Genomic DNA, 23,142 nt, shown 5'->3' with positions numbered 1-23,142 from the left:
AAGAATCTTCAGGCCCGCGCTGCCCTAGCGTCGGACCCATGGAGATCGACGTGGTGCTGCCCTGCCTCGACGAGGAGGCCGCGCTTCCCTGGGTCCTGGAGCGCATGCCGGCCGGCTGCCGGCCCATCGTGGTGGACAACGGGTCGTCGGACGACTCGGTGAAGATCGCCACCGGCCTCGGGGCCCGGGTGATCGTGGAGCCCCGGCGCGGGTTCGGCGCCGCCTGCCACGCCGGGCTGCTGGCCGCGACCTCCGACATCGTCGCCTTCATGGACGCCGACGCCTCCCTCGACCCCCGGCAGCTGTCCAGGGTGACCGGGCCGGTGGAGGCCGGCGACGCCGACCTGATGCTCGGCCGGCGGATCGCCCGGTCGGCGGGCGCCTGGCCGCCGCACGCGCGCGCCGCCAACGCCCTGCTGGCCCACCGGCTGCGCCGCCGCACCGGGGCCGCGCTGCACGATCTCGGCCCGATGCGCGCCGCGCGCCGTACCGGGCTCATCGCCCTAGCGCTGCGCGACCGCAGGTTCGGCTACCCGCTGGAGATGGTGCTGCGCGCCGCGGCGGCCGGTCTGCGGATCGGCGAGGCGGAGGTGGACTACCTGCCGCGCGCGGGCCGCTCCAAGGTCACCGGGACGGTACGCGGCACCGTCCGCGCCATCGGCGACATGCGCCGGGTCATCAGGGAGACCGCGTGACGCAGATCCTGGTCATCGCCAAGGAACCGCTACCCGGCCGGGTGAAGACCCGGCTCTGCCCGCCCTGCACCGGGGAACAGGCCGCCCGGCTCGCGGCCGCCGCCCTGGAGGACACCCTGCGCACGGTCGCGGCGACGCGCGCGCCGTATCGGGTCCTCGCCCTCCAAGGGCTGCCGGGGCCCTGGCTGCCTCCCGGTTTCACGGTGATCCCGCAACGGGGACGCGGCCTGGACGAGCGGCTCGCGGCCGCCTTCACCGACGCCCACCGGCTGCACCCCGTGCCGACCGTGCTCGTCGGGATGGACACCCCCCAGCTCACCCCGTCCCTGCTCCACGCCGCCTCCGACGCGCTGACCTGGCATGACGCGGTGTACGGCCCCGCCGAGGACGGCGGCTTCTGGCTGCTCGGCCTGCGCCGCCCCGACCCCGCGCTGCTGCTCGGCGTGCCCATGTCGCAACCGGGCACCGGGGCGGCCCAGCTCGGGCGGCTGCGTCAGGCCGGGCTGACCACGGCCTTCCTCCCCGAACTGCGCGACGTCGACACCTTCGCCGACGCCTGCCACGTCGCCGCGCGGGCGCCCGCCACCCGGTTCGCGGCGACGCTGGCCGCCGTACGCGGGAGCATGGCCGCCGGTCACGCCGGGGAGGGTGACGCCGGCGCGGAGTCCCGGCCGGCGGGTCCGCCGGACCCGAGGGCCGTGCTCACTCCTCAGAAGCCGCAGGCGATGACGGTCCGCGACGCCGCCGTCTCAGCCGGACCGTGAGCACGGCCGTCGCGGCGGCGACCGCGATCACCGCGAGGACCAGGAGCAGGCCGCGACCGTAGTCCCGCGGCAGCAGCGACGGGTCGTCGGCCCGCCGGCCGATGCCCAGCACCATGGGCAGCGCCACCAGGGAGAGCACGGCCGCCACGCCCAGCGCCGCGCGGACCCAGAACCGGTAGGGCTCGCGCACCGCCCCCGCCAGCGCGCCGGCCGCGAGCGCCAACGGCAGCACGACGCCGTCGTGCGCCGCGACCAGGCCGCCGAACCACAAGGCCCAGCCGAGCGGGTCGGTGCGGCGGGCGTCCACCAGCAGGCCGGTGAGGCCGACGGCGACCAGGACACCGCCGGCGCCGTACGCCGCAAGACGCCACCACCCCCGGCGGGAGGGCACGGCCGTCTCGCGCACGACCGCGGGCTCGGCGGGCTCGGCGGGCTCGGCGGGCTCGTTCATGACACCACCACCTTGGTGACCCATTTGGTCTGCAGCACCCCGGGCCGGTCGGGCGCGATGAGGCGCAGCGGGAAGCCGTGGTCGGGGGCGAGCGGCGAGCCGTTGAGCCGCAGGGCCAGCAGGGTGAGCGGGTCGCTCCAGTGCGGCGGGCGCACCTCGCTGGTCCGGTAGGCGCCGCCGCGTTCCAGCGACTCGACCTCGACCGTGGCGTCCGGGGCCGCGCCCACCAGGGCGAGCAGGTCGCGCAGGCGTATCCCGGTCCACTCGGCGTCCGCGCTCCAGCCCTCCACGCAGGAGATCGGCAGCCGCACGGTGTGCTGCGGCAGCCGTACCAGGTCGGCGTAGGCCAGCGACAGCTCGGCGCGGACCGCGCCGGTCACCGTGAGCCGGTAGCCCGGGTCGAGGATGATCCCGGTCACGCCCGCCGCGAGCGCCGACTTGTTCACCGGGATCCCCTGCGGGCCGGTGCGCGGGTCACGCGGAGCGAGCACGGCCAGCGGGGCCAGGGGCGCGTACGTCTCCCCCACCGTGACCAGGACGGTGAGCCCGGACGCGGCGGCCACCGTGCCGAGGAACCGGCGCCTGGCCGCGGCGTCCGGCTCCACCCGCTCCCGCGTCCACAGCGCGGCGCGCACCTTCGCCCACTCGTTGGCCACGTGGATGACCAGGGCGCCGTAGACGAGGTAGGCCGTCCAGTAGTGCGCGGTGGTGAAGGAGAACGGCCACAGGTAGGCGTAGGAGATGTTCAGCAGCCCGGTGACGAGCTGGAACAGCGAGCCGCCGACGAGCACGAGCACGAGCGCGCGTTCCACCGCGTGCGCGGCCGACCGGAAGGGCGGCCACTGGAACAACTTCGGGTAGACGGTCCACAGCTTGGCCAGCAGCAGCGGGATCGCCGCCAGCCCGCCGATGACGTGCAGGCCCTGGGTGACCCGGTACAGGTTGACCGGCCGGGACGGCCACAGCAGCCAGCCGGGGGGATGCTGCATGAAGTGGCTGACCAGTCCGGTGGCGAAGGCGACCGTGAAGCTGACGCCGAGCCACACGCCGAGCCGCGCGGCCACCCCCTCGGAGTGCAGCCCGCTGCCGAAACGCGCGGACACGCCTCGCACGAACCCTTCGGCCCGGGCGCTCAGGCCCTTCACGTCAGGGTGGCGAACCATCGTCCCGCCTCACTCCACAGGCCCGATGACGGGAAGCCGCAGCTCCGGGCGAGCGGTCCGACGTCGTCGGCGGAGACCGTCGCCCAGGGGAACCAGTCGGCCGCCTGCCCGTCGCGGCGCAGCCGCACCCGTTCCACTCCGCTCGGCGACCCGGGCGGCGCCAGCTCCGCGATCACCGCGCCGCCGGGCCGCACCAGCTCGCGCAGCCGGCGCAGCAGGGTCCCCGGGTCGCCGCCGATCCCGATGTTCCCGTCGGCCAGCAGCGCCACGGCCCAGCGGCCGGTGCCGGGCAGCCGCTCGAAGACGCTTCTGCGCAGCGCCGGAGCGCCGGAGCGCCGCGTCAGCGTCACCGCCAGCGGGGTGATGTCGATGCCGAGGACCGGCACGCCCATCCGAGCCAGGGCCGCCGTCAGCCGGCCGGGGCCCGAGCCGACGTCGAGCGTCGGCCCGCCGCACCTGGCCAGCAGTTCCCCGTCCCCCTCGATGGGCCGCAGCCACCGCTCGGCGGCCAGGGGCCTGACCCGTCCGTCGGAGTACTCGACGTCCACGTCCCCTCCCATCAAGGCGTCCTCGTAGAAGGCGCCGATCACGCGGCGTCCCCGCGCTCGCCGTCGCCGGTGGCCGGACGGCCGTGAGAACAATGGCCGCCGCGGGGCCGGCCGGTCGCCGCGGGTGATTCCGGCGGGCGATTCGGGGAGAGATGATCGATCACGGTCCCGACGCTACAGCGGAACGGCATTCATCGACCCTTACGACTTTGTGACGTGCCGCTCTGACGCATTCAACGGGTTTCTGACCTGCGAGGACATGTCATCGTGGGCGCGATCGGGATTTCGGGCCGGCGGGGAAATCAATGTCCTTGCCGCGCGGGGCGATATTCTTTCCGGTCCATTCTCCACCGATTCACCTGGGTCCGGGTGATGGGCATTCTTTTCCAGATCGCACCCCGAACACGGGCCGCCCATCCCCGGCCCGCTCGGACCGCGCCGCCGGGATCAGGCCCTCGCGCGTGTTGACAACCTATTATCCCTACCTGAATAGTATGAATACGGTCGCTCCGATGTGGCCGGGTTGCACGATTCCTCACCCGTGAACACGAGGAGATCCCCCGATGCCGGCACCCTCCGAGCGGACCACCTTCGCCCTCTCCCCCTCGGGTCGTCTCGGCGGCGAGCTGTCCCGGCGCCTGTTCCTCGGCGGAGCGGGCGGTGCCGCGCTGGCCGGCCTGCTGGCCGCCTGCGCGGGGGAAGGCGGCACGAGCGGGACCGTACAGGCCCCCGTGGCCGCCACTCCCACGGCGCCCAAGCGCGGCGGGACCCTGCGCGCCGGTTCTCCCCCGCCGCCGACCGCCGTGGACCCGCTCACGATGTACGACGGTTCCGCGATCGCCATCGTCCAGCTCGTGGCGGACTACCTGATCTGGCTCGACAGGGATTTCAAGCTGGTGCCGCGCCTGGCCGAGAAGTGGGCCGCCGAGGAAGGCGGCAAGAAGTGGGCCTTCACGCTACGGCAGGGCGTGACCTTCTCCGACGGCACTCCCTTGGACGCCGAGACGGTCAAGGCCTCCTTCGACCGGCTCCTCGACCCGGACGGCAAGTCCGCCGCGCTCTCGGCGTTCGACACCGTCCTCGCCAAGGGGGGCGTCAGCGTGCGGGACGCCACGACGGTCGTGTTCACGCTGGAACGCGCCTTCTCCGACTTCCCGTACCTGGTCTCGGCCGGCAACTACAACACGCTGATCCTCAAGAAGGACTACAAGGGCGGCTTCACCGAGAAGCCGATCGGCACCGGCCCGTTCCTGCTGGAGTCCTACGACCCGTCCGCGGGGGCCACGTTCACGCGCAATCCGAAGTACTGGGAACCGGGCAGGCCCTACCTCGACGGCGTGGAGATCAAGTTCTACGCCGACGACCAGGCGGATCTGCTGGCGCTGCAGAGCGGCGAGATCGACGTCCAGATCCTCAGCCGGGCCTCCCTGACGGGCCCGCTCAAAGGCCTCGCCGACATCACCGTCGACCAGGTGGCCGGCACCGGGCTCACCGCCTTCACCCTGCGCGTCGACAAGCCGCCCTTCGACGACGGACAGGTGCGGCAGGCGATCGCGTACGCCCTGGACCGGCCCGGGGTGAACGCCACCGTCTACGACGGCGTCGGGGCCCTGGGCAACGACCACCTGCTCGCCTCGCTGTTCCCCGCCGCCCCGAAGGACATCGCCCAGCGGGCGAAGGACCCGGCGAAGGTCGCGGCGCTGCTCGGCGGGCGGAAGCTGTCGTTCACCCTGACCTACGACCCGCCCAGCAAGGACTACGCCCTGACCATCCAGAACCAGCTCAAACAGGTCGGCATCGAGGTCGTTCTCGACCAGCGCACGTCCGCGGAATTCTACGGGGGCGACCAGGCCAAGGACACGCCGTGGCTGTTCACCGACGCCAACCTCGTGGGCTGGGCCGGTCGCGCGGTGCCCAGCCAGTTCATCATCCCCATGGTCAAGAGCGGCGGCGTGTGGAACGGCTCCAAGTACGCCAACCCCGCCCTGGACGCGGCGGCGAAGGCGTACGACGCGGCCACCGGCGACGCCGAGCGCAAGGCGCAGGCCGAGATCATCGCCAAGGCGCTCAACGAGGACGCCCCCGTGATCATCACGGTCTGGAGCGGCACGGTCCGGGCCTACAACGGCAGGCGCTTCACCGGAATCGCGGCGCATCCGGCCAGTTATGTCGACTTCACCTCGGTCTCCCAGCTGTAGGCCGGCATGAGACGATTCCTGCTCCGGCGCCTGGCGGCGATCCCGCTCACCCTGCTCGCCGTGTCCGTGCTCATCTTCACGGCGACGGAACTCATCCCCGGCGACGTCGCCCGGACGATCCTCGGCCGCGAGGCCGGCGACGCCGCGGTGGCCCGGCTGCGGGCCGAACTCGGGCTGGACCGCCCGATCATGACCCGCTACTTCGGCTGGCTGCGGGGCTTCGTCACCGGCCAGTGGGGCGACTCCACCCTGCTGCGCGTGCCGGTCCGCGACCTCGTGCTCACGCGGCTCGGGGACTCTCTGATCCTCGGGGCGCTGGCGTTCGCGCTGCTGGTGCCGGTCGCGCTGACGCTCGGGCTGGTGGCCGGCGTCAACCACGACCGGCCCGCCGACCGGATCATCAGCGTCGCCGGCCTGACCCTGGGCGCCATCCCCGAGTTCGTGACGGGGGTGATCCTGCTGGTCGTGTTCGCGGTGCGGCTGCGCTGGTTCCCCGCCTCCGCGCAGGCCCCGGACGGCGCGTCCCCGCTCACCCGGCTCGGGCACCTGCTGCTCCCCGCGCTCTCCCTGGTCCTGCTGTGCACGGGCTACGTCGCCCGGCACGTCCGGGCGAGCACGGTGAACGCCGTGGAGAGCCCGTACGCCCAGGCCATCGAACTGCGCGGCTTCACCCGGGGCCAGGTCGTCCGCCGGCACGTGCTGCGCAACTCCACGATCCCCGCCACCAGCGCGCTCGGGGTGCAGCTGCAGTTCCTGCTGGGCGGCCTGGTCGCCGTCGAGCTGCTGTACAACTACCCCGGCGTCGGCGCCCTGCTGCTGCGGTCGGCGGTCGAGAAGGACCTGCCCACCCTGCAGGCCACGGCGATGGTGCTCGGCGTGCTGTACATGCTGATCGTCCTGGCCGCCGACCTGGCCTACCGGCTCCTGGATCCGCGGGTCCGTCTCGGGGCGGGCGCCTCGTGAGCGCGGCCACCGTCCTCGCGCCGCGTCGTGCCACGCGGCCGCGCGTCCCCGTCGCCCTCGCCGCCGGCACCGCGATCGTGGCCGCCTGGGTGGTCGTGGCCCTGTTCTGGCCGCACCTGGCGCCCTACGACCCCGAACTCCAGGACCCCCTGCACCGTTTCGCGGCGCCCGGCGCGGGCCACTGGCTGGGCACCGACCAGTTCGGCCGGGACACCTTCTCGCGGATGCTCGCGGGGGCCCGTCCCGTGCTGCTGGTCGCCCCGCCCGCGACCGCGCTCGCCGTGGTCGCCGGGACCCTGGTGGGCCTGGTCGCGGGAAGTCGCGGCGGCCTCGCCGACGAGATCGTCATGCGGGTGCTCGACGCGCTCGTGGTCTTCCCGGCGATCATCGCGGCGGTGCTCTTCGTGGCGCTCGCGGGCCGTTCGGTGACCGTCCTGGTGCTGGTCATCGCGGGGTCCTTCGTGCCCATCGTGGCCCGCAGCGTCCGGGCGGCGACGCTCGTCGAGCGGGAGAGGTCCTACGTCGAGGCGGCCCGGCTGCGCGGCGAGCCGTCCTGGTCGCTGATGGTCCGGGAGATCTTCCCCAATGTCGTCACGACGGTCCTCGTCGAGGCGACCTCACGGTTCGGCGACGCCATCTTCGCGGCGGCCACGCTGTCGTTCCTCGGCCTCGGCCAGCCGCCGGGCTCGCCCGACTGGGGGGCCTCGGTCTCGGACAACCGGCTCTGGCTGCAGCTCGCCCCCTGGACCGTGCTCGCGCCCGCGCTGGCCATCGCCTCGCTAGTCGTGGGCGTCGCGCTGGCCGCCGACTCGCTCCGCGGTCGCTGGGAGGCCTCATGACGACCGCGGGGAACGGGGGCGGCGTCGAAGGGCCGGCCGCCGGGAACGGAGGTACGGCGGGCCTGAGCGTCGAAGGGCTCTCGGTCGCCTACCGGACAGGACGCGGCGCGGCCACGGCGGTGGACGGGGTGTCGTTCCACGTCGCGCCGGGCGAGACCTACGGCATCGTGGGCGAGTCCGGATGCGGCAAGACGACGCTGAGCCGGGCACTCGGCCGCCACCTGCCCCGGAACGGTGCCGTCACCGGCGGGCGGGTCCGGGTCGACGGCGTCGAGGTGCTCGACCTCGCGCCCGCCGACCTCAGGTCGTGGCGGGCCGCGTCCCTGGCCGTCGTCCACCAGGACGCCGGCGGCTCGCTGGATCCGACGATGCGCGTCGGCGCGCAACTGGCGGAGATCTTCCGGCTGCGGGGGCTGAGCCGTGCCGCCGCGCGCGCGGAGGTGCCGAGGCTCCTGGCCCGCGTGCGGCTGCCCGACCCGGTGTCGATCGCGCGTCGCTACCCCCACCAGCTCTCCGGCGGCCAGCAGCAGCGTGTCGTCATCGCCGCCGCCCTCACGGCCCGGCCCCGCCTGCTCGTCCTCGACGAGCCGACCACGGGCCTGGACGCGACGGTCGAACGCGAGATCCTTGACCTCATCTGGGGGCTGCGCTCGGAGATCGGCGCCGCCGTCGTGCTGATCAGCCACGACCTGGGCCTGGTCGGCCGCCTGTGCGACCGGGTGGGCGTGCTGTACGCGGGGCGCATGGCGGAGGAGGGCCCGGCGCGGGACGTGCTGACCCGGCCTCGGCACCCCTACACCGCGGCGCTGCTCGCCGCGGTCCCCCGGCTCGGCGAATCCCGGCACGCCCGCGCGCTCACCGCCATCCCCGGGCATCCTCCCGTCCCCGGCGAGCAGGTCACCGGATGCCCGTTCGCTCCCCGCTGCGCCTTCGCCGACGACCTCTGCGCCGAAAGCGCGCCCCTGCCCGAAGCGGCCGGGGCGGAGCACGAGGTCCGCTGCCATCACGTCGACCGGCTGCCGGACCGGCCGGTCCCGGTGGACGTCGCGGCGCCCTCCCGGACGGGGCCCGGCACTCCGGTGGACGTCGCGGCGCCTTCCCTGGCGGAGGCCGGCACTCCGGTGGACGTCGCGGCGCCTTCCCTGGCGGAGGCCGGCACTCCGCCGGGCGAGGCCGTCCCCGGCGGGCCGTTGCTCGAGGTGCGCGGCCTGACCAGGAGATACGGCAGGACGACCGTCGTGGACGACGTCGACCTGACCATCGGGCACGGCGAGGTGCTTGGCCTGGTCGGCGAGTCCGGCAGCGGCAAGACCACGCTGGCGCGCGCCGTCACCGGGCTCGGCACCCGGGGGCCCGGGACGATCCGGCTGGACGGGCAGGTGCTGCCGGCCGGCGTGGGACGGCGTGACGCGCGGGCCAGGCGGCGCGTCCAGATGGTCTTCCAGAGCCCCGACGCGTCACTGAACCCGAGCCACACGGTGCGCGCGATCCTGGCCAGGGCGCTGCGCAGCCTGCGCGGCTCGTCGAGCCCGCAGGAGCTGGGCGCCCGCGCCGGCCTTGCGGCCCACCTGCTGGACTCCCGCCCCGGGCGCCTCTCCGGCGGCCAGAAGCAGCGGGTCGCCATCGCCCGCGCCTTCGCCGGCGACCCCGGCCTCGTGGTGTGCGACGAACCGGTCTCGGCCCTGGACGTGAGCGTGCAGGCGGGCGTCCTTCGGCTGCTGGCCGACCGGCAGCGGACGTCCGGGACGTCCTATCTGTTCATCTCGCACGACCTCGCGGTCGTGGGGTACCTGGCCGACCGCGTGGCGGTCATGTACCGGGGACAGATCGTGGAGGAGGGGCCCGCCGGTCAGGTGCTCCACGGCCCCCACCACCCCTACACCGCCTCGCTCGTCGCCGCGTCCCTCGCCCGCCTGGGCGAACCCGGCGGGGACCCCGGCACGGTCCCGCCGGGACGTTCCGGCGCGACCGGCTGCCGGTTCGCGGCCCGCTGCCCGCAGCGGATCGACGGGCTGTGCGACACCGAGGACCCGCCGGTGCGGACCGAGGGGAGCGGCCACACGATCCGCTGCCATCTCGGCACCGGCGACCTCCCCCGGGGCACCCCCGGGGCGGCGACCGGCGCCGCCCCGGACCCGGCGAAACAGAAGGAGGACTCCCCGGCATAGCGACGCCACCACCGGCCGACCCTCTCCTGGAGGCACCTTGTCATCGAAACTCGCCGTACCCGATCATGAATTCGCACCGCTTCCCGAACTCGCCGAGAGCCTCAGGGCCTCCGCGCCCGACCCCCACCTCGTCCAGCGCCGGTGGGTGACCACCGTCAGCGGCGGCCACGTCAGCGGTGTCACCTGGGGCGCCGGTCCCGCCGAGACGGTCCTGCTGCACGACGCGCGCCGCAGCGCCCGGTCCTTCGACCGGCTGCTGATCCTCCTGGACCGGCCCGCGCTCGCGCTGGACCTGCCCGGCCACGGCCGATCGGGCTGGCGGGGCAACGGCGTCTACTCGCCGCGCCTGCTCGCCCCCGCGGTGCGCGAGGCCGTCCACTCGTTCGCCCCGAATTCCAAGGTCGTGGCCGGTGCCGGACTCGGCGCGCTGACCGCGATCGCGCTCACCGTACGCTCGCCCGAGCTGGTGCGCGCCCTGGTCCTGCTGGACACCCTGCCGGGCTCACCGCCGGCCCCCGGCCCCGAACCCGGGCCCTACTCCTCGCAGGAGGAGGCGCTGGAGGCGCTGCGCGCGGCCCGGCCGGGGGCGCCGGAGGAGGACCTGGTCACCGACGTCCGGTACGAGACCCTCAGGGGTCCGGAAGGGACCTGGACCTGGCGTCACCACCTGGGCCACCTGCCGGGCGACGCGGCGGCGCGGCTCGACGACGCGACCCTGTGGGACCAGCTCACTGCCCTCGCCGGCCGCCGGGTCCCGATCGTGCTCGTCAGGCCCGAGACGGGCGGCCTCCTCAGCGAGGCGGCCGTCGCGGAGCTGCGGCGGCGCGCTCCGGACGCCCGGATCGTGACGGCGGGCGAGAAGGAACTCGCCGGACTACTGCGCGAACTGCTCGACGACCCCCGAAGGAGTACCGCATGACCGCCCGCATCCCCGTCATCGACCTGGGACTGGCCCTGTCCGCCGACGCCCCCGAGGAGCTCCTCGCCTCCGCCCGTGAGGCGGCCGAGCAGGTCGGGATCATCCAGGTCGTCAACCACGGCGTTCCCGAGGAGCTGATCGACGACTTCCATGACCGCATCGGCCGGATCCTCGCCCTGCCCAGGCGGGAGAAGGCCGGACTGGCCAGCCCGACGGGTCACCCCTACCGGGGCTGGCGGCAGTGGCCCGACGACTTCGGCCGGCTGGAGCTGGAGCGTTTCAACATCGGCCAGTTCGACTCGGCCGACGACGCCCGCGCGGCCGGGCTGCCGGAGGAGTACGCGGGTCTGTACGCGCACGCGAACGTCTGGCCGCCGCAGGAACCGGGCCTGAAGGAGGTGGCCGGCCTCTACCACGACGCGTCGGTGGGGGTGGCCGAGCGGGTCCTCGAACTGTACGCCCGCGTGCTCGGCGTCCCGCTCTCCACGTTCCCGATCTCGGGACGGCCGTACTACACGAGCTTCGTCGTCAACGACTACCCGACCTGGACCCATGACGACAGCGAGCGGGACGAGGACAAGCTGCTGCTGCTGGAGCACGCCGACGGCTCGGCGCTGACCGTCCTGCACCAGCGCGGCGACTACGCGGGGCTGCAGGGTCAGGCACCCGACGGCGGCTGGATCCCGGTGCCCATCGTGCCCGGCGCCCTGCAGGTGTTCTCCGGCCACATCCTGGCGAAGTGGACCAACGGGCGGCTCCGCCCGGGACGGCACCGCGTCGTCGCCGGAGGCACCGTGACCCGGCGCTCCACCGGCGTCTTCTGGCACCCCAGCCTCGACACGGTGATCGAGCCCCTCGCCCCGTTCGTCGGCGACGAGGGCACCGATCACGAGCCCACCCTGTTGTGGGACCAGGCTAAGGGACAGGTGGAGGAGTACCTCCAGGTCTTCGGCAGGCCGGACCAGATCGCGGCCTGGCGCGAAGGCCGCCCCTACGTCGCGGAACTCGCGGAGGCCTAGACGATGCCCGCGCCACAGGTGGTCCGGCGGGCTGGAATTCTTCACTTATGCGGCAAAAGTGTCACGGATCATGGTCAGATGCGATAGAAGATCACTCGTCCCCTTTTGTCCCTCTCGTTGAGGTATACGTGAAGAATCTCCTCCGACTTCTCGCCGTGCAGGCGTCCGCCGCGGCCCTCGTTCTGGTGGCCGTGCCCGTGGCCGCCCATGCCGACACCCCGCCGACCGACGCCCAGCTCGCCGCCGCGTGGAAGACGGCGCTGGACACCTACAAGTTCACCGTGACACCGCCGCCCCCCGCTCCCGGATCGGGGCGGAGCCGGGCCAAGGGCACCATCTCCATCGTGATCAACGCCCCGATCACGCACGTCTTTCCCGTCTACTCGAACTTCAAGAATCACCTCGGTCTGCACTCGTTCCTGAAGCGGATCGTCACCCACAAGACCGGGGTCGCGGGCGGCAAGACCTACAACAACTTCACCGCGATCGAGGACATCCCGTTCGAGGGCGCGATCGTGACCAACTACACGCACGCCCAGCAGCGGATCGACGTCAAGGGCCTGCGCTACGAGACCGACACCTGGTCGCTGCCCAGCGTCTTCACCCACCAGAAGATCGTCTTCAAGAAGCTGAGCGGCAACAAGACGCAGATCACCGAGCAGCTCATCTTCGACACCGACACCTCCCTGATCGACGTCGCCCTGGAGAGCGGCGTCTCGTCGCACAAGGCGACGCAGGCGGGGCTGAAGGCGGCGATCGAGAGCGGCGCCCTCTGAGCCGAGGCCGCGCGAAGCCCGGTTCCGCGATGCGGAGCCGGGCTTTCGCCTGCGACGCGTGCCACTCTCCAGGCAGACCCTCACCTGACGGTCCGGGCCCGCTCGCCGGCCCTTCGGCGTGACCTCACTCAGGCGCGACCGCCCTCGACCGCCAGGTGTACCAGCCGCGGCACAGCGGGTAGGACACCGCGAGGACGACCACCAAACCGAGATCGACCAGGGTGGCCCGGGATGCCTCGTTGACGTCGCCGACCAGCGCGCCGAAGACCACGAGCGAGACCTTCTGGACGAAGACCAGCTCCCACACCCCCCAGCGCGTCCGCGGCGCCAGGGCGAGCATGGCGAACAGTCCCGCGAAGACCAGGTAGGCGGTCGTGCGCCAGAAGTCCACCCAGATCCGGTCGTCGCCGGCGGCGGCCACGACCGTGCAGCCCTCGACGAACGCGCCGACGGTGGCGACCGAGGCGATGGCGAGCAGTCCCCGCCCGATCAGGTCGAGCCGGCGAGCGGTCCCGCCGGCGAGTGGGGCGTCCATGATGGTCATCGGTGATCTCCTGCGTCGATGGCGGCTCGTACCCTGCTGTGCTGGCCTTCACGTTCGCACCAGGGCCCGATCGCTCGCGTCGGTGAGAATCACCTACTCCGGCGTGATCGGCTAACGTTCGCCTATGTCCACGCCGGCGCGGCTCCCCGATCGGCTCCTCGGCCGGCGGGACGAGCTACGGCGCGTCGGTGAGGTGACCGAGGCCGCGCGCGCGGGCCGGGGCGAGGCGCTGGTCCTGCGCGGCGAAGCGGGCATCGGCAAGAGCGCCCTGCTGGACCACGCCCGGCGGGCCGCGCCGGACCTGCGGCCGGTCGAGGTGTCGGGGGCGCAGTTCGAGGCGGAGCTGCCGTTCGCCGTCCTGCATCAGCTGTGCCTGCCGATGATGGGCCGTCTCGCCGAACTGCCGGTCCGGCACCGCGAGGCGCTCCAGGTCGCGTTCGGGCTGGCCGACGGTACGCCGGACCTGTTCAGGGCCGGCCTGGCGACACTGGACCTGCTGTCGGCCGCCGCCCGCGAGGGCCCGCTGATGTGCCTGGTCGACGACGCGCAGTGGCTGGACGCCGCCTCGCTGACGGCGCTGGCCTTCGTCGCCCGGCGGATCGGCGCCGAACCGGTGGGCATGGTGTTCGCCGTCCGGTCGCCCGGCGCCGCGAGCGAACTGGACGCGCTGCCGGGCCTGCTCCTCGGCGGGTTGCGCGACGTGGACGCACGGGCGTTGCTGACCGAGAGCCACCTCACGCTCGACGAGCAGGTGCGCGACCGGATCATCGCCGAGGCCCGGGGGAACCCGCTGGCGCTGCTCGAACTGCCCCGGGCCGGTGGCTTCGTCCCGCCGGACACCCCGGCGGTGCCGACCCGCGTCGAGCACGGCTTCCAGGCCCGGCTGGCCGGCCTGCCCGCAGGAGCCCGGTCGCTGATGACCATCGCGAGCGCCGACCCGACCGGCGACCCCGGCCTGCTGTGGGCCGCCGCGCGGCGCCTGGACATCGACGTGGCGACGGCCGGCGCCGCCGCGGCCGCCACCGGGCTGGTCGAGTTCGCCGCCCGCGTCCGCTTCTGCCACCCGCTTGCCCGGTCGGCGGTCTACCGGGCGGCGGAGCCGGGTGAGCGCCACACCGCCCACCGGGTGCTCGCCGAGGTCACCGATCCGGTCGTGGACCCCGACCGGCGGGCCTGGCACCGTGCCCAGGCCTGCGCGGGACCCGACGACGACGTCGCCGACGAGCTGGAGCGCTGCGCGTCACGGGCCCAGACGCGCGGAGGGGTGTCGGCCGCGGCGGCCTTCGCCGAACGGGCGGCGGCGTTGACGCTGGACGTCTCGGTGCGGATCGAACGGACCCTCACGGCGGTGCGGGCCCATCTCGACGCGGGTGCCACCGACACCGCGGCGCGGCTGCTCACGACCGTCGAGCACATGGCGCTGGACGAACCCCGGCACGCCCGGGTCGACCTGCTCAGGGGCCGGATCGCGTTCGTCCGGCACAACGACGGCGACGGCCCGATGTTCATGCTGCGCGCCGCGCGGCGGCTCGCGGTCCTGGACCCGGACCGGTCGCGCGAGATCTTCCTGGACGCGCTCGAGATGAGCCTGGTCGTCGGCCGGGCCAGCGGCGTGATGGACACGGTCCTGGCCGAGGCCCGGTCCACCGCGCCGGCGTCACGCTCCCCCGACCTGCTGGACGCCCTGGTCCTGCTGGCCACGGACGGGCACCGGGCCGCGATCCCCCTGCTCAGGGAACTGCTCCACGACGGCGACGACCCGATGTGGACGCGGCGCCCGGCCCTGGCCAGCGTGCTCGCGAGCGAACTGTGGGACCCGCACACCCACGCGGCGATCGCCGAGTGGCTGATGAAGACCGGTCGCGCGTCGGGCTCGCCCCTCGTGCTGCGCCTCGGCCTCGCCCAGACGGCGTCCATCGCCGCGCTGACCGGCGACCTGGAGAAGGCGCTCGTGGCGGTCGCCGAGGAGGAGGCGATCGCCGACGCGATCGGCGGGCCCGCCGTGCTGTATCCCCGGCTGCACCTGGCCGCGGTGCGGGGCCGCCCCACGGAGGCGGCCGAGCTGTTCAGGACGGCCACGGCGACCGCGGCGGAAAGCGGCGCGGGACACCTGATCGCGAACGTGCACTGGGCGGCGGCCGTGCTGCGCAACGGCCTGACCGATCACCCCGCCGCGCTGGCCGCGGCCCGGCAGGCCGTCGCGCACGGCGACCTGTTCCTCGCCGGCGCCGCCCTGCCCGAGCTGGTGGAGGCGGCCGTCCGCTGTGGCGAGCCCGGCGCCGCCGCCACCGCCCTGGCATCGCTGACCGAACGCGCGGAGGCCACCGCCACCGCCACCGGCCTGGGCGTCGCGGCGTACGCGCGGGGGCTGGTCACCGGGGTCGAGGACCACTACCAGGAGGCCGTCGCGCGCCTCGGCGAGACCCCGCTGGTCCTGTACCGGGCCCGGGCCCACCTCCTGTACGGGGAATGGCTACGGCGCGAGGGCCGCCGGCGGGACTGCCGCCCGCACCTGCGGGCCGCCCACGAACTGCTGTCGGGGGCCGGGATCGAGGCGTTCGCCCGGCGCGCCGCCGACGAGCTGCGCGCCACCGGCGAGACGGCCCGCAGCCGGTCCGGCGACTCCTACGACCGGCTCACGAAGCAGGAGACGTCCATCGCCCGGCTGGTCGCCACCGGTGCCACCTCCAACGAGGTCGCCGCCCGGCTGTTCCTGAGCCCGCGCACCGTCGACGCCCACCTGCGCAACATCTTCCGCAAGCTCGGCATCAGCTCCCGCCGGCAGCTCAGGAACCATTCCGGACTCGGAACCTGAGGCCACGCCGGCGGCGGGCGGCCCTTTCCTGGGTTCAGGACTGGGTGCGCGACCATTGCTGGTTGGTGCCGGTGCCGCAGGTGTACTGGTGGATGTCGGCCCCGTCGGCGGTGCTCGCCGCCACGACGTCCAGGCACTTGCCGCTGTGGCGGGCCCTGAGCTGGAAGTAGCCGCCGGTGGCGACCCACTGCCACTGCTGGTTGGTGCCGGAGCCGCAGGTGTACTGCACGATGTTCGCGCCGTCGGCGGTGGAGGCGCCGGCCACGTCCAGGCACTTGCCGCTGTTCTGGTTGATCAGCCGGTAGTAGCCGCCGCCGTTGTCGGCGAACTGCCACTTCTGGTTGCCGCCGCCGTTCCACGGATACTGCTTGACCTCGGCGCTGTCCGCCGTGGACGCGCCGACCACATCCATGACCTTCCCGCTGTGCCGGGCGGTGATCCGGTGGTACGGCGTCGGGTTGCCGCCGTCGAACCCCCACGAGTACCGCAGCTGGTCGCGGCCGGACGCGCTCGTGGTGGAGAGGGTGAGGTCGGTCCCGCTGCCGTTGATGGTCTGCATGCGGTAGTGGTCGTTGGGCCGGACGCCGGGCCAGTAGACGGTGCCGATCTGGAGCGCGCGCGCCTCGGCTGCCACGCCGCGGATGAACGCGACGAAGCCGTCACTTCCGGCGGGGGCGCCGTAGTCACGCCCGTCGGTCATGGGCGCGCCCCACTCGGTGATCACGACACGACCGGCGTAGCCGCCCACGCTGGTGCGCAGCGCCTCGCGCCAGGAGGCCTCGGTGGTCCGGCCGGTGTCGAAGAACTGGTAGATGTGCCGGGAGATCAGGGTGCCGTCGAAACGGCCGTCGCTTCCGATCGTGATGAGCCGCTGGTTGTAGCCGGCGCCGCTGACGATGATCCTGCCCCGTGGCACGCCCGGGTACCTGCTCAGCCACTCGGCGGCGAGGTTCTTCCAGTCCGCGTCGCTGTAAGCGTACGGCTCGTTCATCGGCTCGAAGTACACCAGGCCGGTGCCGCCGTACCTGCCGACGATGGTCTGCCACATCGACCAGAACTGGGAGAGGTCGTCCACCGACCCGTTGCGGGAGGCGGCGCTCTCCCAGTAGCTCAGGACGACCTTCATGCCCTTGCCGACCGCCATGTCGATGGCGCCGGTGTAGGAGTTCCAGTACGACCCGGACACGGTGGGGTAGTTGACCGGGAACCGGACGGTGTTGGCGCCGAGGTTGCCCTGGAAACCGGACAGGATGCGGTCCGCCTTCGCCTGCGTCGTCGCATAACCGTCCGACGTGCTCAGCCCGCCCAGGACCAGCGTGCCGTCGACGAAGTTGTCACGTTCGTCGGCCCAGTTGACGCCACGGAAGTCGCTGGTCGCGGCGAGCGCCGGGGTGGGGCCGGCCACGTTCCACGCGACCGCGGCGACCGCGACCAGGAGGGCGGCGGCCGCCCGCCGGAGTCGTTTCATCCTCATTGCCCTTCACGTCGATGGGACGGGGATCACCGCGGACCCGGCCGTGCCTAGCCGCGTGTCCAGCGCTGGTTGGATCCGCCGTTGCAGGTCCAGATGTCGATCAGGGTGCCGTTGGCGGTGCCGCCGCTGATGACGTCCAGGCAGAGTCCCGACCCGACGCCGGTGATGGTGCCGTTGGCGTTGAGGGTCCACCGCTGGTTCGCGCCGCCGGTGCAGTCCCAGATCTGCACCTTGGTGCCGGGAGCGGTGCCGGAGCCGGCCGCGTCGAGGCACTTGCCGCCGTAGACCTGCAGCTGGCCGGCGGAGGTGAGGGTCCACTGCTGGTTGGCGCCGCCGTTGCAGTCCCAGATCTCCACCTGGGTGCCGTTCGCCGTCGTGCTGTTCGGCACGTCCAGGCACCGGTTCGAGCCCGCGCCCCGGACCACGGCCGTCCCGCCGCCGCTACCGCCGCCGATGGTGCCGGTGGCCGTGTCGATGGTCCAGTCGCTCTGGCAGGTCATCGACACGGTCGTGCCGCTGATGGTCAGCGGCTCCCAGACGTAGCGCGAATCCGCCAGGTTGCCGGAGTTCCACCGGTCGCCCATGAAGACGTAGCCGGTGGTGCTGGTGCCGGAGACGGGGAGGATGGAGGTGGTCTGCGAGTTGCAGGTGTTGGTCCCCGAGGGCGCGAAGCCGCGCCACGCGCTCCAGGTGCCGGTGATCGACGTGGCCGTCGTGTACTGGTTGTCGTTCGTCGACCAGCCGGTGAGGTGCGAGCCGAACAGGTAGTACGTGCCGCCTATCTTGATCATCGCCGGTGACTCGTACTGGTCCAGCGTCTTGACCAGGGCCGCCACGCTCAGGAAGTCCGCGGACAGCCGGTAGATCTGCAGCTTCTGGCTGGTCCTGTCCTCGCTCATGAAGTAGCCGGTGCCGCCGTCCAGGAACAGGTTGTCGTCCAGGCTGTCGTGACCGAGCGGCTTGAAGCCGCCCCGGTAGGTGTAGTCGCCGCACACGCCGGCGCTGGTCGCCACACCGGCCCGGCGATCGGAGTAGTTCGTGTTGTCGATGTGCATGTACATGACGTAGGTGGACGTGGAGCTGTTGAAGATGACGTGTGGCCGCTCGACGATCCGATTGGGGCCCAGGTCACCGCTGGCCTGCCTGGTCAGGACGTTCCTCACGAACGTCCAGTTCTTCAGGTCGGTCGAGGAATAGCACTTGATGTTCTGGAAGAGGGCGCCGCCGGTCTTGTCCTCGCCCAGCCAGTAGTACGTCCCGCCGACCTTGGTGATCCCCTCGCCGTGCGCCTGGATGACGCCGCCCGATGTGTCGGTCCACACCGTGCCCGGTGTGATCGCCACCGCGGCGTAGGCGGGCCCGGCGACGAACATTAGGAGGAGCGAGATCGCGATCAACAGCAGGGCCGGCGGTTTCCTCATGATGGTCCTTCCCAATTCCGATGACCGCGCACGCCTTTTGACGGCGCGCCGGCGGCCGGGGCGCCGTTGGGCGGGATCGCGGAAATGCCGGGCTGCCGGTCAGGTGCGCTGATGGACCTGAGCGACTACGCCGCGCGTGAGCGGACTCGAAACGGCTCAATGTTTCGCGACGTCAACGTAGGCGTTATGAATGGGATCGTCAACACCTTCCGCGAACGGGTGGCGGAGATATCGTCAATGCCGCGCACCAGGATGAGTAATGGCATCTCATGTGCGGCGGCCCGTGCGGCGCCCGGTGCCGGAACGGTGGCGGGCGATGAACTTTTCACCGCTGGGCGGCCGGCTTGGACGCTTCACCCGGCGGGCGGGTCCCCCTGTCGCCATGTCCGGCAGGAGAACAAGTCGATCTTATCCGGGTATTGACAGCCGCAGCGTCGTTGATAACACTTTGGTCGAAACACAGCGGGCAGAAACACGAGTACGACATTTGTGTTAGCGCTAACAAAAATTAGCCCCAGAAACAAGTGATAGCGCTAACAAATCACCTCTCCCGATGGTCACCGCCGGGCACCGCGCTGCCTCGCCCGCATACGAAAGGCACACCATGGGTTTCTGGTCTCTGCGCCGTTGGCGGCGGACGGCCCTCACCGTCGCCTCCTTCGCGGCGCTCGTCGCCACGGCGCTGGTCGCCGCCCAGGGCACGGCGCAGGCGGCCGGCACGTTGTCCTGCGACATCTACGCGAACGGCGGCACGCCGTGCGTCGCCGCCCACAGCACCACCCGTGCCCTCTTCGGCTCCTACAACGGGTCGCTCTACCAGGTGCGGCGCTGGTCCGACGGTGCCACGACCACCATCGGCGTGCTCAGCGCCGGAGGGTACGCGAACGCCGCGACCCAGGACTCCTTCTGCTCGGGCACGTACTGCACGATCGTCCGCATCTACGACCAGACGTCGCACCACAACGACCTCACCATCGCTCCTGGCGGCGGCGCCAATCCCACCGCCGACCAGGGCTCGAACGCGGCGGCGCTGCCCGTGACGGCGGGTGGCCACAAGGTCTACGGCGTCTACATCTCCGCGGGCAACGGCTACCGCGACAACTCGACGAACGGCATCGCCACCGGCAGCCAGCCCGAGGGCATGTACATGGTGACCGAGGGCACGCACGTCAACGACCGGTGCTGCTTCGACTACGGCAACGCCGAGACCAACAACATGGACACCGGCAACGGTGACATGGACGCGATCTACTTCGGCACGCTGTGCTGGTTCTCCCCGTGCGCGGGCGGGCCGCGCGTCGCGGCGGACCTCGAGAACGGGCTGTTCGCCGGCGGCAACGGCTCCTGGACCGCGAACACCGGCCGGAACTCCGCGTTCGTGACGGCGACGCTGAAGAACAACGGCACCTCCACGTACGCCATCAAGGACGGGAACGCGCAGTCCGGCGGCCTGGCGACGCGGTACAACGGGGCGCTGCCGACCCAGGCGGGCTACCGGCCGATGACCAAGCAGGGCGCGATCATCCTCGGCATCGGCGGCGACAACAGCAACGGCTCGGTCGGCTCGTTCTTCGAAGGCGTCATGACCAGCGGCTATCCGAGCGACGCCACCGAGAACGCCGTGCAGGCGAACGTCGTCTCCGTCGGCTACGGCAAGAGCGTCACCTTCCCGGTGAACGGTGCGACCTACCGGCTCACGAACCTCACGAGCGGCAAGGTCCTGGACGCCGTCAACTGCGGCACGGCGAACGGCACGCAGATCGACCAGTGGCAGGCGCTCGGCAACACCTGCCAGCAGTGGCGCTTCACCAGCGTCGGTGCCAATAAGTGGACGATCACCAACGTCAACGCGGGCAAGGTGCTCGACGCGGTCAACTGCGGGCTGGCGCTGGGCACGGCCGTCAACCTGTGGCAGCCGCTCGGCAACACCTGCCAGCAGTGGGCGGTCATCCCCGCCGGCAACGGCCGGTACGAGCTCGTGGTCGAGAACAGCGGCATGGTGCTCGACGACGAGAACTGCGGGACGGCCAACGGCACCCCGGCGCGACTGTGGATGTGGCTGAACAACACCTGCCAGCTCTGGTCGATCGCACCGTAGGGACGGGCCCGGGTCAGCCCTTTCCCGCCCGGGCCAGCGCGTCCTCGGCCTGCGCGGCGAGGGTCCCGACGAGATCGGCCGCGGAGGGGAGGTCGTTGATGAGATCGACGGCCTCCCCGGCCCACACCGGCAGTGCGGGCAGCTCGCCTCGTGCCACCCCGTCCTGGTAGGCCTGCTTGGCCTGGGCGTCGTCCGCGAGTTCCGCCTCCCGGCCGCGCCATCGATCAAGGAAGGGGTGGCCGAGGGTGCGGGCGGTGTACTTCGCCGGCCACGGCGAGCCTCGGGCGATGTCGAGCACGTTGCTGCGCTCTGTGCCTTCCCCGCGTCCCTCGACGATCGCCCTGGCGACCGAGGGGGCGACCAGTGCCTCGGTCGTGGCCTGGAAGCGGGTGCCGATGAGCGCCCCTGCGGCCCCCAGGGCTAGGGCGGCGGCCAGGCCGCGGCCGTCGGCGATCCCGCCGGCCGCCAGCACCGGCACCGGTGCCGCCAGGTCCACTACCACCGGCACGAACGGCAACGTGGACCGTCCGCGCCGGGCGCCGTGCCCACCGCTCTCGGTCCCCTGCGCCACGATGACGTCGGCGCCCAGGTCCACCGCCCGCCTGGCCTCCTCCAGGTCGGTGACCTGGATGATCAACGCGGCCCCGGCCTCGCGGACGCGTCCGGCGAACGGGCTCGGGTCGCCGAAGGACAACATCACCGCTCGAGGGGCGTACTCCAGCGCACGCTCGACCGCCCCGGCATCGATCGCCCAGGTCAGGAACCCGATCCCCCACGGCCTCCCGCCGGTGCCTTCCGGACCATCGATGCCCTCCGCGACGAGCGGCAGCTCGCGGGCCAGCCACTCCCGGTCCCCGTTGCCACCGCCCACCAGCCCGAGCCCTCCCCCGAGGGACACCGCCGCCGCCAGGGCGCCCCCGGCCGACCCGCCCATCGGCGCCAGGGCGATCGGGTACCGCACACCGAACAACTTCGTGAACGCCGTCGAGAATGCCATGATCGCCATCATCGCCGATGTCCGGGCCGTCGGGGTGAGCGCGTCCCCTCACGACCGCCGGACAGGCGCGGAGCCCGTCGGCGGGTGCGTTCCGTGGTCCACCTGAACGCCGCCTCCGACGGGAACCCGCCGGCTCCCTGGCCCGCCCGGCGACACGAACGCGCCACCGTCTACGACGACTCCCGCAACGGCCAGACCTCGACCACCCCCTGCGCGACCGCGCATGGGGTCTTCGACACGAGTTCGACGGCCTCCTCGATGGTCGCGGCTTCGATGATCCCGAACCCGGCCACCGGGAGTGCCGAGGACATGAAGGGACCGTTCTCCACACTCACGCCGGCCGCGTCGTGGTTGCGCACCCGCACAGGCGAACCGGCGATGCCGGCGACCGCCCCGCCCTCGACCAGACGGGCGTCATGCGCGTGTGCCTGGTTACGTACCGCCGCGTCGGTGCGGTCGTAGCCGTCCTGGTCTCCATATCCGATGGTCACGAATTTCGCCACGACAGGACCCTTCCTCTCGTTCGTACGGAGTTCTCACCGATACCGACTCCCGACCGTGCCCGAACTCATCGTCGCGCCTGAAATCCGTACGCCGCCTCAGGCCGCGCCGACGCGCCTCAAGGCGGCCCGGCCGATGAAACATTCATCCCGCGCGAGCCGCGAATGTTTCCGAAACCTTTCGATCCAGACCCTCCGAACGGCGCGAAGCGCGGCCTCAACAGCGGACACTCCGATAGTTTTTGATATTCGGATCTGATACACGCACGTCAGCAGCGCCATTGACATCCCCTCCAACGAAACATATCGGCCATATGCTTGACACATTTCGCCGACTTTCTCACACTGAATCCCCAGACGGCCCGACGCACCCGCTTCGCCGGTGAACGACCGACCGCCGCCTCATCCGGAGGTGGTGGCCTGCCGTGACGTCCGCGTACCCGCTGGACGTTCCCTCGCGTTTCCTCCGCTGTCCCACGATCAGATGTTGGAGGCTCCCTCATGAGCGCGAATGTCAAACGCCCGCCCGGAATGCGGCGCTTCACGGCCCTGCTCGCCGGCGCCGTCGGTGTCCTGGCCACGATCACCGTCCTGACGGCGCCGGACTCCGCGACCGCCGCCGAAAGCACGCTCGGCGCCGCGGCCGCACAAAGCGGCCGATACTTCGGCACCGCGATCTCCGCCGGCAAGCTCGGTGATTCGGCGTACACCACGATCGCGAACCGTGAGTTCAACATGGTGACGCCCGAGAACGAGATGAAGATCGACGCCACCGAACCCAACCGGGGCC

21 protein-coding genes are annotated in these 23,142 nt (G+C 72.3%); 13 read left to right on the top strand and 8 right to left on the bottom strand.

Going from position 1 to position 23,142, the window contains the following annotated elements; translation table 11 throughout:
* Positions 1 to 38: 38 nt before the first annotated feature.
* Both NYZ98_RS14550 and NYZ98_RS14545 read left to right on the top strand, forming a co-directional pair.
* Positions 39 to 695, top strand: a complete 657-nt coding sequence (locus tag NYZ98_RS14550) for a glycosyltransferase family 2 protein (protein WP_262843288.1) — start codon at positions 39 to 41, stop codon at positions 693 to 695.
* The gene (locus NYZ98_RS14545; RefSeq protein ID WP_262843287.1) at positions 692 to 1,459 is read left to right on the top strand and encodes a TIGR04282 family arsenosugar biosynthesis glycosyltransferase; all 768 of its coding nucleotides are present in this window, start codon (positions 692 to 694) and stop codon (positions 1,457 to 1,459) included. The genes NYZ98_RS14550 and NYZ98_RS14545 overlap by 4 nt, the downstream gene beginning before the upstream one ends.
* On the opposite strand, the gene NYZ98_RS14540 is transcribed toward NYZ98_RS14545, so the two are convergent.
* The 3 genes from NYZ98_RS14540 to NYZ98_RS14530 are packed head-to-tail and all read right to left on the bottom strand — an operon-like array spanning position 1,398 to position 3,663.
* Positions 1,398 to 1,910, bottom strand: a complete 513-nt coding sequence (locus NYZ98_RS14540; protein WP_262843286.1) for a hypothetical protein — start codon at positions 1,908 to 1,910, stop codon at positions 1,398 to 1,400. The genes NYZ98_RS14545 and NYZ98_RS14540 overlap by 62 nt on opposite strands.
* Positions 1,907 to 3,073 carry a molybdopterin-dependent oxidoreductase gene (locus NYZ98_RS14535; protein ID WP_262843285.1) on the bottom strand — a complete coding sequence of 389 codons (1,167 nt, stop codon included), beginning with the start codon at positions 3,071 to 3,073 and terminating at the stop codon, positions 1,907 to 1,909. Before NYZ98_RS14535 ends, NYZ98_RS14540 begins: the two co-directional genes overlap by 4 nt.
* Positions 3,052 to 3,663: a class I SAM-dependent methyltransferase gene (locus NYZ98_RS14530; protein ID WP_262843284.1), complete on the bottom strand. Its 612-nt coding sequence runs from the start codon at positions 3,661 to 3,663 to the stop codon at positions 3,052 to 3,054. Before NYZ98_RS14530 ends, NYZ98_RS14535 begins: the two co-directional genes overlap by 22 nt.
* A 521-nt stretch (positions 3,664 to 4,184) precedes the next feature.
* On the opposite strand from NYZ98_RS14530, the gene NYZ98_RS14525 reads away from it, so the two are divergent.
* The 7 genes from NYZ98_RS14525 to NYZ98_RS14495 all read left to right on the top strand — a co-directional run bounded on the left by NYZ98_RS14525 (position 4,185) and on the right by NYZ98_RS14495 (position 12,503).
* Entirely contained in the window at positions 4,185 to 5,819 is a 1,635-nt protein-coding gene (locus NYZ98_RS14525; protein ID WP_262843283.1) for an ABC transporter substrate-binding protein, read from the top strand.
* Between the two features lie 6 nt (positions 5,820 to 5,825).
* Positions 5,826 to 6,782: an ABC transporter permease gene (locus NYZ98_RS14520; protein WP_262843282.1), complete on the top strand. Its 957-nt coding sequence runs from the start codon at positions 5,826 to 5,828 to the stop codon at positions 6,780 to 6,782.
* Positions 6,779 to 7,621 (top strand): ABC transporter permease, encoded by an 843-nt coding sequence (locus tag NYZ98_RS14515; RefSeq protein WP_262843281.1) that lies wholly within the window; start codon positions 6,779 to 6,781, stop codon positions 7,619 to 7,621. The genes NYZ98_RS14520 and NYZ98_RS14515 overlap by 4 nt, the downstream gene beginning before the upstream one ends.
* Positions 7,618 to 9,789 (top strand): dipeptide ABC transporter ATP-binding protein, encoded by a 2,172-nt coding sequence (locus tag NYZ98_RS14510; RefSeq protein WP_262843280.1) that lies wholly within the window; start codon positions 7,618 to 7,620, stop codon positions 9,787 to 9,789. The genes NYZ98_RS14515 and NYZ98_RS14510 overlap by 4 nt, the downstream gene beginning before the upstream one ends.
* A 37-nt stretch (positions 9,790 to 9,826) precedes the next feature.
* A complete protein-coding gene (locus tag NYZ98_RS14505) occupies positions 9,827 to 10,708 on the top strand; it encodes an alpha/beta fold hydrolase (RefSeq protein ID WP_262843279.1) in 882 nt (293 codons plus the stop codon).
* Positions 10,705 to 11,727 (top strand): 2-oxoglutarate and iron-dependent oxygenase domain-containing protein, encoded by a 1,023-nt coding sequence (locus NYZ98_RS14500; protein ID WP_262843278.1) that lies wholly within the window; start codon positions 10,705 to 10,707, stop codon positions 11,725 to 11,727. The genes NYZ98_RS14505 and NYZ98_RS14500 overlap by 4 nt, the downstream gene beginning before the upstream one ends.
* Positions 11,728 to 11,855: 128 nt before the next feature.
* Positions 11,856 to 12,503, top strand: coding sequence for a hypothetical protein (locus NYZ98_RS14495; RefSeq protein ID WP_262843277.1), 648 nt, complete (start codon positions 11,856 to 11,858; stop codon positions 12,501 to 12,503).
* Between the two features lie 124 nt (positions 12,504 to 12,627).
* Here the strand turns inward: NYZ98_RS14495 and NYZ98_RS14490 are convergent, their stop codons facing one another.
* Complete coding sequence (locus tag NYZ98_RS14490; protein WP_262843276.1) at positions 12,628 to 13,047, bottom strand: hypothetical protein; 420 nt, start codon at positions 13,045 to 13,047, stop codon at positions 12,628 to 12,630.
* Positions 13,048 to 13,171: 124 nt separating this feature from the next.
* Here NYZ98_RS14490 and NYZ98_RS14485 point away from each other — a divergent pair, with 124 nt between their 5' ends.
* Positions 13,172 to 15,862 (top strand): ATP-binding protein, encoded by a 2,691-nt coding sequence (locus tag NYZ98_RS14485; RefSeq protein ID WP_262843275.1) that lies wholly within the window; start codon positions 13,172 to 13,174, stop codon positions 15,860 to 15,862.
* Between the two features lie 34 nt (positions 15,863 to 15,896).
* On the opposite strand, the gene NYZ98_RS14480 is transcribed toward NYZ98_RS14485, so the two are convergent.
* Both NYZ98_RS14480 and NYZ98_RS14475 read right to left on the bottom strand, forming a co-directional pair.
* Positions 15,897 to 17,330, bottom strand: a complete 1,434-nt coding sequence (locus NYZ98_RS14480) for an RICIN domain-containing protein (RefSeq protein ID WP_262843274.1) — start codon at positions 17,328 to 17,330, stop codon at positions 15,897 to 15,899.
* A gap of 53 nt (positions 17,331 to 17,383) precedes the next feature.
* Positions 17,384 to 18,757 carry a ricin-type beta-trefoil lectin domain protein gene (locus NYZ98_RS14475; protein WP_262843273.1) on the bottom strand — a complete coding sequence of 458 codons (1,374 nt, stop codon included), beginning with the start codon at positions 18,755 to 18,757 and terminating at the stop codon, positions 17,384 to 17,386.
* Positions 18,758 to 18,868: 111 nt separating this feature from the next.
* On the opposite strand from NYZ98_RS14475, the gene NYZ98_RS14470 reads away from it, so the two are divergent.
* Together NYZ98_RS14470 and NYZ98_RS14465 are read left to right on the top strand one after the other, a co-directional pair.
* The gene (locus NYZ98_RS14470; protein ID WP_262843272.1) at positions 18,869 to 19,180 is read left to right on the top strand and encodes a hypothetical protein; all 312 of its coding nucleotides are present in this window, start codon (positions 18,869 to 18,871) and stop codon (positions 19,178 to 19,180) included.
* A gap of 181 nt (positions 19,181 to 19,361) precedes the next feature.
* Positions 19,362 to 20,855: an arabinofuranosidase catalytic domain-containing protein gene (locus NYZ98_RS14465; RefSeq protein WP_262843271.1), complete on the top strand. Its 1,494-nt coding sequence runs from the start codon at positions 19,362 to 19,364 to the stop codon at positions 20,853 to 20,855.
* 13 nt (positions 20,856 to 20,868) lie between these two features.
* Here NYZ98_RS14465 and NYZ98_RS14460 read toward each other — a convergent pair whose 3' ends face one another.
* A complete protein-coding gene (locus NYZ98_RS14460) occupies positions 20,869 to 21,852 on the bottom strand; it encodes an NAD(P)H-dependent flavin oxidoreductase (RefSeq protein ID WP_262843270.1) in 984 nt (327 codons plus the stop codon).
* A gap of 170 nt (positions 21,853 to 22,022) precedes the next feature.
* A complete protein-coding gene (locus NYZ98_RS14455) occupies positions 22,023 to 22,355 on the bottom strand; it encodes a YciI family protein (protein ID WP_262843269.1) in 333 nt (110 codons plus the stop codon).
* 498 nt (positions 22,356 to 22,853) lie between these two features.
* Here NYZ98_RS14455 and NYZ98_RS14450 point away from each other — a divergent pair.
* Positions 22,854 to 23,142: endo-1,4-beta-xylanase (locus NYZ98_RS14450; RefSeq protein WP_262843268.1), on the top strand; the 289-nt coding region annotated here is incomplete at its 3' end.

The sequence above is a fragment of the Sphaerisporangium corydalis genome (assembly GCF_025506355.1).
Lineage (GTDB): Bacteria > Actinomycetota > Actinomycetes > Streptosporangiales > Streptosporangiaceae > Sphaerisporangium > Sphaerisporangium corydalis.
This window is presented reverse-complemented; position numbering and strand designations above follow the sequence as displayed.